This is a genomic window from Thiomicrorhabdus hydrogeniphila (assembly GCF_054656895.1).
The window spans coordinates 1,387,010-1,400,124 of the sequence record NZ_BAAHXL010000001.1 but is presented as its reverse complement, the minus strand read 5'-3'; the positions used below and the strand labels follow the sequence as shown (position 1 = coordinate 1,400,124).

At 33.9% G+C, this 13,115-nt stretch carries 10 protein-coding genes; 1 reads left to right on the top strand and 9 read right to left on the bottom strand.

The features are described from left to right. Window positions 1-98: 98 nt before the first annotated feature. The 8 genes from ACYQ0E_RS06300 to ACYQ0E_RS06265 all read right to left on the bottom strand — a co-directional run bounded on the left by ACYQ0E_RS06300 (window position 99) and on the right by ACYQ0E_RS06265 (window position 11,470). Window positions 99-1,931 carry an ammonium transporter gene (locus tag ACYQ0E_RS06300; protein WP_460187393.1) on the bottom strand — a complete coding sequence of 611 codons (1,833 nt, stop codon included), beginning with the start codon at window positions 1,929-1,931 and terminating at the stop codon, window positions 99-101. Between the two features lie 327 nt (window positions 1,932-2,258). After that, the gene (gene nfsB, locus ACYQ0E_RS06295) at window positions 2,259-2,915 is read right to left on the bottom strand and encodes an oxygen-insensitive NAD(P)H nitroreductase (protein WP_460187392.1); all 657 of its coding nucleotides are present in this window, start codon (window positions 2,913-2,915) and stop codon (window positions 2,259-2,261) included. A gap of 460 nt (window positions 2,916-3,375) precedes the next feature. Beyond that, the gene (locus ACYQ0E_RS06290) at window positions 3,376-3,891 is read right to left on the bottom strand and encodes a DsrE family protein (RefSeq protein WP_460187391.1); all 516 of its coding nucleotides are present in this window, start codon (window positions 3,889-3,891) and stop codon (window positions 3,376-3,378) included. Window positions 3,892-4,221: 330 nt separating this feature from the next. Continuing rightward, window positions 4,222-5,055, bottom strand: a complete 834-nt coding sequence (locus ACYQ0E_RS06285; RefSeq protein ID WP_460187390.1) for a mechanosensitive ion channel family protein — start codon at window positions 5,053-5,055, stop codon at window positions 4,222-4,224. A 193-nt stretch (window positions 5,056-5,248) separates the two neighbouring features. Next, window positions 5,249-9,514 carry an EAL domain-containing protein gene (locus tag ACYQ0E_RS06280; RefSeq protein ID WP_460187389.1) on the bottom strand — a complete coding sequence of 1,422 codons (4,266 nt, stop codon included), beginning with the start codon at window positions 9,512-9,514 and terminating at the stop codon, window positions 5,249-5,251. 498 nt (window positions 9,515-10,012) lie between these two features. Continuing rightward, window positions 10,013-10,486 carry an HAD family hydrolase gene (locus tag ACYQ0E_RS06275; RefSeq protein ID WP_460187388.1) on the bottom strand — a complete coding sequence of 158 codons (474 nt, stop codon included), beginning with the start codon at window positions 10,484-10,486 and terminating at the stop codon, window positions 10,013-10,015. A gap of 55 nt (window positions 10,487-10,541) precedes the next feature. Then, the gene (locus ACYQ0E_RS06270) at window positions 10,542-10,991 is read right to left on the bottom strand and encodes a DUF302 domain-containing protein (protein ID WP_460187387.1); all 450 of its coding nucleotides are present in this window, start codon (window positions 10,989-10,991) and stop codon (window positions 10,542-10,544) included. 152 nt (window positions 10,992-11,143) lie between these two features. Beyond that, window positions 11,144-11,470, bottom strand: a complete 327-nt coding sequence (locus ACYQ0E_RS06265; RefSeq protein WP_460187386.1) for a carboxymuconolactone decarboxylase family protein — start codon at window positions 11,468-11,470, stop codon at window positions 11,144-11,146. 281 nt (window positions 11,471-11,751) lie between these two features. Here ACYQ0E_RS06265 and ACYQ0E_RS06260 point away from each other — a divergent pair, with 281 nt between their 5' ends. Further along, window positions 11,752-12,015: a hypothetical protein gene (locus tag ACYQ0E_RS06260; protein ID WP_460187385.1), complete on the top strand. Its 264-nt coding sequence runs from the start codon at window positions 11,752-11,754 to the stop codon at window positions 12,013-12,015. A 233-nt stretch (window positions 12,016-12,248) separates the two neighbouring features. Here the strand turns inward: ACYQ0E_RS06260 and ACYQ0E_RS06255 are convergent, their stop codons facing one another. Beyond that, window positions 12,249-12,554: a DUF1840 family protein gene (locus ACYQ0E_RS06255; protein WP_460187384.1), complete on the bottom strand. Its 306-nt coding sequence runs from the start codon at window positions 12,552-12,554 to the stop codon at window positions 12,249-12,251. Window positions 12,555-13,115 lie beyond the last annotated feature (561 nt).

The following is a 13,115-nucleotide window of genomic DNA, read 5'->3' as shown; positions in this document are numbered from 1 at the left end:
ATAACATTAAAAAAACCCGCTAAACAATTTGTTTAACGGGTTTTAGTAAGTGTTCTAAGATTGAATAAAAATTCAGTCATTAAAATTTCGTGCTTGATTTAAGCTAAAACCCAAGTACCTTTACCTCTTTTCTTGGCAACGTACATGGCTGCATCGGCTTCTTTAATTAACTCATTAACTCCCATTCTATTTTTCTCATCAAAAATCTTAACACCGACGGAACTATCAACATTCATCAACTGTTTTTCAGATGTTAAAATGGGTTCTCGTATTGCATTCATCAGTTTTTCAGTTAAATTGCCAACATTCGTTTCATTTTTAACGTCTAAAACTAACACAACAAATTCATCTCCACCAAAACGGGCTACCATATCATCAGATCGCAATAAGGACTTTATACGTTTAGCGACAAATTTTAAAATCTCATCACCGGCATCATGACCATATTCATCGTTTGCTTTTTTAAAGCCATCTAAATCAATAAATAATAAACCGTGCATTTTAGGTTCAATGTCTAAATGAACAAGTGCTTTTTCAATTTCTGTAAATAAAAGATGACGCTTGGGCACACCCGTAAGTTGATCATAATTTGCTCTATACTCTATTTCTTTAATTAAGCCTTCATTTTCATCGGTTAATCGATTAAACGCGCTGGTAACATTATTATAAAACTCTGCAATTAATGCCGCGTCAGCATAAGGTTCAACCGAAATCTTTTGCGAAAAATCTTTTGAATTAGCTTGCATATGCATGACTTTGGCTAAGTCATGCATAGAATTAGAGGCTTTATGTTCACTGATATTCATACCAATCACTTCATCAGCCTCACTGGCTCTTAAAGGCACAAAGCGATTAGCGATTTTTAAAAAGAGATAACTCGCTGAAAAAGCAAAAATACCAACGGCAATTACCCCTATAAACTGTACACCAAGCTGATCTAAGATTTGATCTGCCGGGTAAAAGAATGCCACTGCCAATGTGCCACTTATACCGGCAAAAAGGTGAACGGGAATCGCTTCTATTGCATCATCAAGTTTTAGCTTAAGTAATACGTAACAACCCAATTCATAAGAGGCATACCCCAAAATACCAATTAAAATCGCTTCTTCTGGTTTCGTTAAATTGGCATTCGCTGTAATACATACCAGGCCTGCTAAAACGCCATTCATAATACTGCTTACATCGTAATAACCACGATTATATCGACTATAAATTAAGCCCGCTATGCCACCTACGGCTCCTGCAATTAACGTATTTAAAATTACTTGAGCCGTTTGCATATTTAATGTCAGCATACTGCCTCCATTAAACCCTATCCACCCCAACCAAATAAGAAACACACCCAATGCACTAAATGCTTGGTTTGATTTTTCAAAACCTTTTTTTAGTTCAAAACGACCTAAACGTGGACCAATAATGATAATGGCCGCCAGTGCCGCCCAACCGCCCACAGAATGCACAACCGTTGACCCTGCAAAATCAATAAAGCCCATTTGAGCTAACCAACCGCCCTCATTCCATATCCAATGTGCTTGAATCGGGTAAACAATTAAGGAGACCCAAACGGCAATCAATAAATAAGTGGCATAACGCGTTCGTTCTGCAATAGCACCAGAAATGATCGTAACCGCAGTTGAAGCAAACATGGCCTGAAATAGGATATAAACAATATCCGACAAACTATTATTGTAAAAAAAGAGGTCGTTCCAACCAAACCAACCATTATTGGTAGAGCCGAGCATTAAGCTGGCTCCAAAAGAAATGAAAATAACAAAGGATATTAAAAAATCACTGATATTTTTAATCGCGGTGGATATTGAATTTTTAGCGCGCGTTTGACCTGCTTCTAATGCTGTAAAACCAGGTTGCATAAAAGCAACTAAAATAGCACTAATCAAAATCCATAAAGTATCTAACAGTTCTGTATTCATATATATGCAATCATAATATTAATGGCTTAATCCAAAAATAAAGTTAAAGCATAAACTGTACCTTTTATAAGTAAATCATTATTAAACGACTACTTACTTAAAAAGAATATTAAATCTATTATATTAGTGGTTATAAAAACACCAATTTAGTGCATCAACAACACTAAATTAGACATACTATTTATATAGAATTTAATTACTTAAAACAGAATTGTAAAGTCGTTATAAAGTGTTTAATTCAGCTTTGAATAAATGATTCACCTTTCATACTTAGATAAATTTTAAAGACTTGTTTAGTACCTAAAATAAAAAAATATATAAACTGAATTAACCCAATACAGTAAAAATTTCACTTTCTGGCAGTCTAGATTTTGGCAATGTCGCGTTAAAATCATCTTGATGACGGTAACCTAACGCAATCATAGCTAAAGCGGTAAAACCTTTTTCAGCCAGGCCAAATTCTTCATTTAACACTTGAATGTCAATTCCTTCTATTGGAACAGCATCTAGCCCTAATACACCTGCTCCCAATAAAATGGTACCCATATTTAAATACACCTGCTTTTGCATCCAGCTTGCCGTATCGTTTAATTCATTTCTATGAATATCAGCATAAAAGGCTCTTACTTTTTTAACCATCTCTTTGCCTTCAGGGTTAGCAAAGCGACCGTCATTCTCTTCATTATCAGCAAGGTGCTGTAAAAACACATCATCCATTTGGGTTCTAGCGCAAAATAAAATAACATGAGATGCGTCTAAAACTTTAGATTCATTGGCACTAAAAACGCCTTGAGTTCCCTTTGCTAACCTTTTTTTAGCTTCAAGATTATCTGCAATAATAAAATGCCATGGCTGGGAATTTACGCTTGAAGGACTGAATCGTAGTAATCCTTTTATTTGCTCAAAAATTTCATCGTCAATGCGCTTTTCACTATCAAACTTTTTAGTAGCGTAACGCTTTTTAGCAACCTCAATTAAATTCATATAACACTCCATTAAACTTTATTCTAGTAAATTGGTCATAATAATAGACTTAGCGACATTGGAAAAGATGCAATCTATTTAAAATAACCAATACAACCAAGAATTAACTAAAAACTCATAATAATAAGGTTAAATAGGATCTAATTTATTAAATTACCAGGCCTGGTATGTCTGTGGCCATCTTTATTATGTGAGCACAGGGTAAAAACTAAATGTTATCTAACAAACCTGTCTCTATTGTCATTTAATCAAAAACATCTCTCCAACCAACACTCCACAGATTACAAAAAATATCCAAGTGTAAATATTATGTTTGTACCTTAATTGTGGCAATAAAAAACCCGTTTAACGAATTGTCTTTATGACGTTAAACGGGTTATTTATCTTATAAATCTTTACCCTACTTTGAGCCTTCCCTTTAAGAAGGTTGATGCTGGTAAAGTATATTTTTTATTGATTATTATAAAGTGTCGTAAACAGGTACTAATTGATAACCTTGTGCTTGCCAACCCATAACCGATAGAAAGCCAGAACGAACTACTTTTATACCGGGTAAAAGCGTTGCATTATCTACACCAAAAGCAGCGGTGGCCGCTGAACAAACTTCCATTTTAACGCCCAGTTTATTTAAACGTGCAATCTGCGTCGCAATATTTTGTAAAACAGAACCGTATTCCATCTCTACGTCTTCAGAAGGTTTGGTAGTAATAAATTTAACCGCTTTGGCAATAAAGATAATTCTTTGATGAGGTTCAACGCCCTCTTTAATTAAATTAGTTCGGTTAGATTCAATGCCTTTTAAATACACCAGCATGGCGTTGGGATTAGATTTACGAATATCATAAATAACGTGCATACTTTTTAGGCCATGCATGGCTTCTTTATTATTTAAAGACTCCGCAGAACTTGGCATTGAAAAAGTTAAAACAAAAAAGGTAAATAAAAGTTGTAAAAAAGTAGCTCGAGATAAAGACATATTAATGCTCTCCTTGGTAGATAAATAACAAATGTCTAAAGAAGAGTAGTCTATAAATATGGCTGATTCCAATTACTTTCACTTATGCAAAACAGGCCAATTTTATACTTACTTTGAATCAATTTTTCTGGCTAAGAATTAAGGTCAAAAATCAACCCGTTTAACCATTTAAAAGCGTGTTTTACCAGGCCTGTAAAGAATATGCAGGCCTGGTAAAACTGAGAAAATATGGTAATTAACTCTCGTTAAATAACATCTAACTACAAGCATTTACTTATGTATTTCAATTAGTTATTTATATAGAGATAAATCTCTACTGTTTAAACTCTATTACTCTTCACCCTCTTTGACCATAATAATTTTACGGTGAGGAAACGGTATTTCTATATCCGCTTCATCTAATGCTTTTTTAATTAGCTCAGGCACTGTAAACAAAACATCAAAATAGTGTTCTCCTTTGCAGAACGGACGAACAATAAAATCAACCGAACTATCATTTAAGGTTGAAACTTCAACAAAAGGTGCCGGCGTTTTTAAAATATTAGGATGATTATCTAATACAGAATTAATGACTTTACGCACTTCATCGGTATTTTCTTTATATGCCACACCAAAAGTCATGTCCACACCACGAATATCATGATGTGAATGGTTAATGATTTGGCTGCCCCAAATTTGACTATTTGGAATAATAATTTGCTGGTTATCAAACGTTTGCAATATCGTAGTAAACAAGTCAATTTCAGTCACATTACCAAACTTACCAGCCGCATCAATAAAGTCACCTACTTTGTAAGGTCTAAACATCAACAACATAACCCCTGCGGCCAAATTGGTTAATGTACCTTGCAAAGCCAAGCCAATGGCTAAACCTGCCGCACCCAATAAAGCAATAATAGAGGCGGTTTGAATACCAAAACGGTTTAATACCGCAATAATTACAAACGCTAAAATAATGTATTTAGCGACATTGCCTAAAAAACTAAATAAGGTGTCATCTAAATTTTGGTATTTTTGCGCGGCTTTAATAATAATGGCTTTTACTTTATTGGCAACAAAAAGACCAATAACTAAAATTAAAACCGCAAACAATACATTGGTAGAACCTTCTAATACCACCGGAACATATTGATCTATATTGAACTTTTCTATTAAATCTTGCATACATCTTCCTCTACTTTTTCTATAAAACGATAATCTTTTAATAACCTACAGTCACTATAATACAGCAAGTAAAATACGTAATTAAACTCAATAAAAAAGCCGTTTAACTCAATAGCTAAACGACTTTTATATATTGATGCGTGACATGGTAATAAAACGAATATTTAATCTAATGTGACACATATAAAACTCATTATGTTTTATGAGACGTTAGATAACGACTAAACTCATTGGCTGACAATGGTTTACTGTAAAAATAACCTTGTATTTCATCACAGCCTTCTTTTTGTAAATAGCTCAATTGCTCTACGGTCTCAACCCCTTCAGCAATGGTTTTTAACCCTAAGTTTTTGGCTAAATTAATAATTGCTTTAATAATAGCTCTATCTTCTTCATTATTATTTAACTCCCTCACAAAAGACTGGTCTATCTTAACTTTATTAACATGAAATCTTTTAAGGTAGCTTAATGAAGAATAACCTGTACCAAAATCATCAATGGCAACATTAATTCCCGTATCTGACAGATTATTAATCATCTCAACCGCAGAATCAGGATTTGCCATCGCAACACTCTCGGTGAGTTCTACTTCTAACAGATTAGGAGCAACTTGTAATTCCTCTAATAAACCAACTATTTGTTGTGGCAAAGTAGACTGCTGAAAATCAACAGCAGACAAATTAATAGCCATAACAAAATCTGAAAAACCTTGATTAAGAAACTGTTTAAGTTGTTCAACCGCTTGTCGTAAAACCCAATCGCTTAACTTTAAAATTTGTCCACTTTGCTCGGCTATTGGAATAAATTCTGCGGGGCTAACAATACCTAGCTCGGGGTGTGTCCAGCGAATCAAAGCTTCTGCACCAAGAACTTCTCCTGTTTTTGCGCTGAGTTGAGGTTGATAATTTAAAGTGATTTCATTTTTTTCTAAAGCGGTACGCAAGGCGTTTTCTATTACACTAACCCTTAACGCCCGTACCTGCATAGAATCGGTATAAAATCTAAAGACATTACGACCATCTTCTTTTGCTTGATACATTGCGGCATCAGCATTTTTTAACAAGGTTGGCATATCTTCTCCGTCTTGCGGATAAACCGCAATACCAATAGAAGGCGTTATAAAGAGTTCATAAGCATCTATTTGTAACTTTTGTGAAATAGCGTGCACTATTTTTTCAGCAACATGTGCGGCGTTTTCTTCGCCAACATCAGGTAAAAGAGCAACAAATTCATCACCTCCATGACGTGAAAGCGTATCCACTTCTCGTAAAACAGATAACATTCGTTTTGAGATTTCAATTAACAATTTATCGCCAATAGGATGACCAAGGGTGTCATTTACATTTTTAAAATGATCTAAATCAATAAAAAGAAGCGACAATAGCGACTGGTTTCGTTTAGCCGTACTAATTGCGTATTTTAACCGATCCATTAATAATTGACGGTTTACTAAATTGGTTAAAGGGTCATAATGCGCTAGGTACTGTATGCGTTCTTCATTCTCTTTATTCATTGAAATATCGCTGAATATACCTACATACTCCGTTACTTGTCCTTGCTTATCTTCTCCTCTACTAATAGACAACCATTCAGGATAAATCTCACCCGTTTTTCGTTTATTCCAAATTTCCCCATGCCAATAGCCTTTTTGATCTATGCTTTTCCATAAATCTTGATAAAACTCCGGGGTGTTACGCCCTGAATGCAGCATACTGGGTCGCATACCCAAAGCATCTTGTTGGTTATAACCTGTAATTTTTTCAAATGCTTTATTAACGAGCAATATTTTTTGATTCGCATCTGTAATCATAATGCCCTCATTGCTCTGCTCAAAAACTTTAGATGCAAGCTTAACTTTATCTTCAATTGCCTTAGCTTCCGTTATATCTGTTAAAAACCCATGCCATAAAATAGAGCCGTCACTTTCTTTTTCAGGTACGGCATTACCAGACAACCAGCGTACGCAACCATCATCAAATTTCACTCGGTATTCTTTTTTCCAAAGAGTTAGGTTTTTTGCCGATTCTTCAATAGATTCAAACAAATCTTGTATATCTTCTTCATATATACGTGTTTTAACGACAGAAGCATCCTCAAACACATCTTCTGGGTTGAGCCTATAGATTGTAGATATCGCTTCACTTGCAAATGGAAAACTCATTGAACCATCAGGCTTAAGGCGAAATTGGTAAACCATACCTGGTAAACGCCCTGCTAGTTTAGTAAGGCGCGTAAGAATTTCATCTCGCGCCAATTCAGACTCTTTTTTTGCTCTTTCGCGAACAAATGCATTTAGAGCAAAACTTATATTATTAGCGATATCTGACAGAAGTTCTTTTTCTGTTTTATTAAATGCATGCAAAACATCTGAATAGATACTTAACGCACCAACGACTTGATTATTTTGATATAACGGTAAAGAAGCCAAAGACTGCCAGCCGAATTGTTCGCCACGTTCATGCCATGCAATCATATTTAAATCATTTTTAAAATCCTGGCACCAATAAGGAGACTTATCTCTAATAGCTGTGCCAACAGGCCCTATACCCACTAGCGTGTCTTTGTCTGTAGAAATGTTTATGTTCTCTAAATACTCAATACCTGTACCGTGAGATGCTATAGGAGAAACTTGCTTAGACTCAGAATCAACCATCCCTATCCAGGCCATTTTCATTCCACCAATTTCCACGACAACTCGACAAATCTGTTCAAATAATTCTTTTTCATTGTCACAGCGCATGATAGCTTCATTAACTTGGTTCATGGCTGAGTAAAGTTGCGTTAATCTTTCTAACTTTTCTAAAGCTTTCTTACGCACCGTAATATCACGAGAAATACCCAGTACACCAATGACTTGACCACTTTCATCTTTCATTGGTGTTTTAATGGTGGCAAAAAGGCCTTGATAACTTTTATCTGCAAAGTTTAACCACTCTTCATTTTCGGTTGATCCGTTTTTTTTCATTGCAACTAAATCATTTTTACGAAAATTATCGGCTATGTCTTTATCTATAAAGTCATAATCCGTTTTGCCAATAATATTTATTTCTTTTGCTCCAAAAAACCTTTCAAACATGGTGTTACAACTAAGATAACCCCCCTTGTTATCTTTGAGCCAAACTAAATCAGGAATGGTTTGAATCAATGTTTTTAGATGACCTTGGTAATTTAAATACTGCTCAGAAACTAACATTAATTCGGTAACATCTTGAACGGTTACCAGCAAAAATTCACTGCTGTCATTTTGACGGGGTACATATTTAACATTAAGAATAACGGAAAGTGTCGTTCCATTTTTATGGCGTAGTAGTGCGTTTAAGGTAAAACCTTGATGTTCAGTATCATTAAGATGAGTAAGTTCTGAAATAAACTTATCGTAGTCCTCTTGTTGAAGAATATCATTGATATCCATCATCATTAACTCTTCAGAAGAGTAACCCAATAATTTTGAAAAAGAATTATTAAATCTAACCCATTTCTGGCTATTAGGCTCAAGAATAGCCATGCCAATAAAGGGCAATTCATAAAAGTTAGAGATGGCGTATTCAGATTGTTTTTTTTCTGCAATGGCTTCTAGTTCAAGAGTGCGAAGATGTTTTTTAAATAAGGCCATTAACAATAAGCCAAGAATAAATGCCGCAAATAAACCAATCATGCTCAGTAAAAAAATCAAATCATTTAGCGCAACAGAGGCCTCTTTAACGTCCACCTTAGAAACAAGCATCCAACTGGTATTTGGAACCGGTTCAAAAGATGCAAAAACTTTAACATCACGATAATCTTTACCTACTAACGACCCTGTTTTTTGTTTCTCTATCGCGACCATAGCAGGTAGATTATGATTCGTCATTGAGTAAGCTTTACCATGCAATAAACCATTAACAGGTGAATGACGTAAAGGACTTAAAAACTCTACTCTGTTATTTTTTTTACGCACTAATAAAGTTTCGCCCGTGGCACTTAAATTAGGCCAATATTCAAGGTAGGGAAAAAGATACTTATTGGTATTTATATGAATAATCAAATATGCAATGAGAGGATTATTTGCTTGTGATTCATGCCGAATCGGAATAACAAAATTTAGGTAAGACTCGCCATCATTACTTAACATAATATCACCGTGTTTAACGGCGTTATCTGTTTTGCTTTGATGTATTAAAGAGGCTGAATCATTCGTCACTAAAAGGTCTTTACCCACATGAAGCAAAACCTCATTTTTAGGCGAAACCAGAGTTATTGATTCATAAGAAGATAACCGCTGAAAAGAATACAACAATTCTTTTTCAATCTCTTTTTGCATCAAGCTTCTTTGTTTAAGAAATAAGGCGGTTTGGTTTTGTAGGGTTTTATTGCTAGCCAGAGCATTAACAACTTTCTCTTGAGCAATTAACCAACTACTAATTTGATTGGCTTTAAGATGATTAATCGCTGAAAGTTTATCAAAAATCTGTCGTTCCATCTTTGGCTGATGGTATTTAAAGACTAAACAGGTAAACAAAAAGACAAGCAGAAATAATATTAAAAATACCGTTCCAATGGGCGGCCATTTTTTATATTTTCGTAGCTTTTGTCGTACTCTTTTAAATAAACTTGTCACGGTAATGGCGCTCTAAAATGTCTTAATATATAAACAACGTGAGTTAATTTTGGCTGCCTTAAAGCCTTTTCTAATGAATACAACGGGTTATTTATTTAATTGAATGCAGGCATGCTATTCGAGCTTATTTTTAAAAATATATGATATTAAAGTCTAACATAGACTTAAAATTCTCGCTTTTTAAAACAAACGGTTTCGTTTTGTGTCATCCCATTTCTTTAAACGACATACACATTATTTTGCATTTTCAAATAACGATTTAGCGATTAAAGCAACTAAATCAAAGGGTTAAAATTAGACGTTTAAAATCATAGTGACTTTAGTCATTTCGTTTGTCTACCCAACAATCCGTTTGACGCTTTATCCATTTCGTAATGAGGCAATAATCCGCTTTGGATTTAATAATGAATCCATTACATCATCTGCCGAACTAAACACTAAATCACTGGCTAAAAGTGTTTTTGTGGCACAGCCTTCTTCTTGCATCAATACAATGCCTAATACAGACTCTTTAAGCATTAAAGCATCATTAAACCCATTCCCCACCGCAACACAACAGCTTGCACCTAACTGTTTAATATAGGTTTGTTTTTGTTTATCCTGATTTTCTTTTGAAATTACATGAATGGTCACAAAATCTTTAGCTAATGCCTTATGAACAGAGCCATGAGTATCGGCCGTAATCACATGAATTTGTAATTGTTTAGAAAGTAAATCTAACTTTGGCAATAGGCTTTTTTTAAGTTCGCCATCACAGGCAATTGTGCCGTTATAATCCAAAACTAAATGCTTTAAAACAACTGTCTCATTGCCTGGAATTTCAATTTGTAACATCTATGCTCACTCTTTTTTGCACGCCATAGTTACAACGGCGAACATTTATTTATGTTTACTTGATGGATAGGTTAACAATAGCGGCTAACGCTTTTTCTACTTTAGATAAGTTTTTATCACAACCTTTTATGCTATGTCTTTGCGCTAAATACTGTGGGCTATTATAAGAAACCCATACTTTTGAGTTTTTATCTTGCCAAATAAGCGCTTTTTGTGGCAAATCTAAAGCAACAGTTTGCTGGCATTTCATTAAAGGGCTACCCGCTTTTGGATTACCAAATATAATTAACACGGTATCTCTAAGATCAATGCCTACTTTTTTGGCGCCTTTTGTATGCTCAATTCGGTTAAAAATCGTCATACCTTTCTCTTTTAAAACCTGTTCCATTTTATCGGCTGTTTGCTTAACATTTAGAGTGCTTTCAACATTAATCATGCCTTCAACAGAATTAGCAGAAGCCGATAGGCTAAACATTAATAAAATCATAACAATGATTGTTTTCATTTTTCCCCCAATACTTAGTTACTCAATACTAAAATTAATTAAATTTATTAATCGTAATCATCAAAATACAATGCTTAAAAAAGCATAATAAAAAACCCGTTTAACGCACTCTATTTGTTTGCTAAACGGGTTAATATCATTGTAAACGTAGTTTACTTAAAGTATTTATCCAGTTCTTCGTAAACCACTTCTATATACATAAGTTTTGGTCCACCTCCCATTACCACGGCCATCATTGCGGCTTCAAGAATCTCTTCTTTGCTTGCCTTTTGATCGACACATCCTTTGACATGCACAGCAATACACCAAGAACACTGAAATGCCACGCCTAATGACAACAACATCAAATGTTTGGTTTTTTCTTCTAAGGCGCCATCAGACTCTGCAATTTTTACAAAACCAGCAAACTGCTTTAACTGATCTGGCATATCTTTCATTAGGCGTCCCATCATTGCGCCTGTTTCTTGTAACCTTTCCATAAAACCTCCAAGATTTTAATATTGAAATTTAAAAAACATTTTGATTTTGAACTTTTCATTGATTTAAATAATGAATTATTTGTGATAAATAAAACATTAATCCGTTCATACAAAACATCACAAAAAACAAGCATCGTTGCCTGTATACATCAATTAAAGAGACATAAAGAATTCAAGCTTTAGCGTCAATCGTCATGATTTTTCAAGTAAAAACAATTTTTCTTACTTTAATATAAAGTCTGTTCGCTTTTCTACTTAAGACTTAATATAAGGATATATAAATGAATTCCAGCATGACAGACATAACACCTCAACGTTCAACACTTAAAGAAGCCTTTAAAAAAGCGATCATTTTTAGCACCCCTTTATTTATACTCAACTATATAATTGTTACGCATGTCATTCAAGATATTGGTTTACCCTACTTCTTAGCCGACTACCAAACGACCTTTTTCATTTTATTTAACTTTATTCCAGATTTTATTATGTTTAATGCCGTATTAATGTTGTTTCATAAAATCCAACATCACCGTTCACTTTATTAAAATCAACCTCAATAATAGGCATCATCTTTTTATTTATCTAACGTTAACAGATCAATTTTTGTGTGATGCTTTTATTAAAGTTAACCGCTCATCTATTTAGTTTTACGTTAGAAACCTACTCAACATTAAAACAAAGCAGCAATTTCTTTTGCTCTTAAATAAATAATATTATTTATAACAATTTCAATAAATTACACAATCATCTTAATGTAAATTAAAACTGATATTGGCTTTTAAACCATCTCCCACATAACTGATTTTTGCTCTTTTTCAGCTTTTTTGAGTAATTCAATTAAAGGAAAAGCACGCGTTTTAGCATCAATAGAATCATTGTTGTAATCACCACTATTTGTGTTTTTATCACTGGTGTTATTCGCATTCAGCCTACTTTCAAGCTTTTTAATGGCAGGTAAAATATCCTCTGGCGACATGGCACTTGGTACAGTTCCACTCAACCCCATTGCTTGCAACATTTCTAACCCTTGTTTTTCATACATATCAATACTAGGGCCTGAAACGACACTAAATCTCATCAACATAATTCACTCCTAATTGACTACAAATAACAATTTTAAACATTAAAAATAAACAACATTTCTCAGTAAAAAAATCTAAAATTTATTGTTGATTTAGCCATTTTATATTCAATAATGCCGTACCTAAATACTGCAATAAATACGGTAATAAACACGGTAAAAACTTAATACTGTAATAATAAAAACATCTAAATATTTAATATACACTTATAAATCATAAAGAAAATCACATAATCTTTCATTCATTCGTGAAATTTAGCAGGCCTGGTATCCCTTATAATTAACCATGACTTGTTAGCATACGGTAATTTAAAACGACTTAACGCTCACTTTCTTGATATCACTTATCTTTTTACAATAAAGTTAAGCTTTTAATCAAAAGAAGCCGTTAAATTTTTTACTAAAAACATCTTCTCGACTCCTTACTCTCTTCATAATTGTTTTGTAAATTACTTAGAGACCTTTGCACGAGACCATGAACACATAAAAACAGCTATAATTCTCTATCTTCAAGCTAAAAAATTCGCCCAATAACTCGTTATTATGCGTATTTTTTAGCCTAAA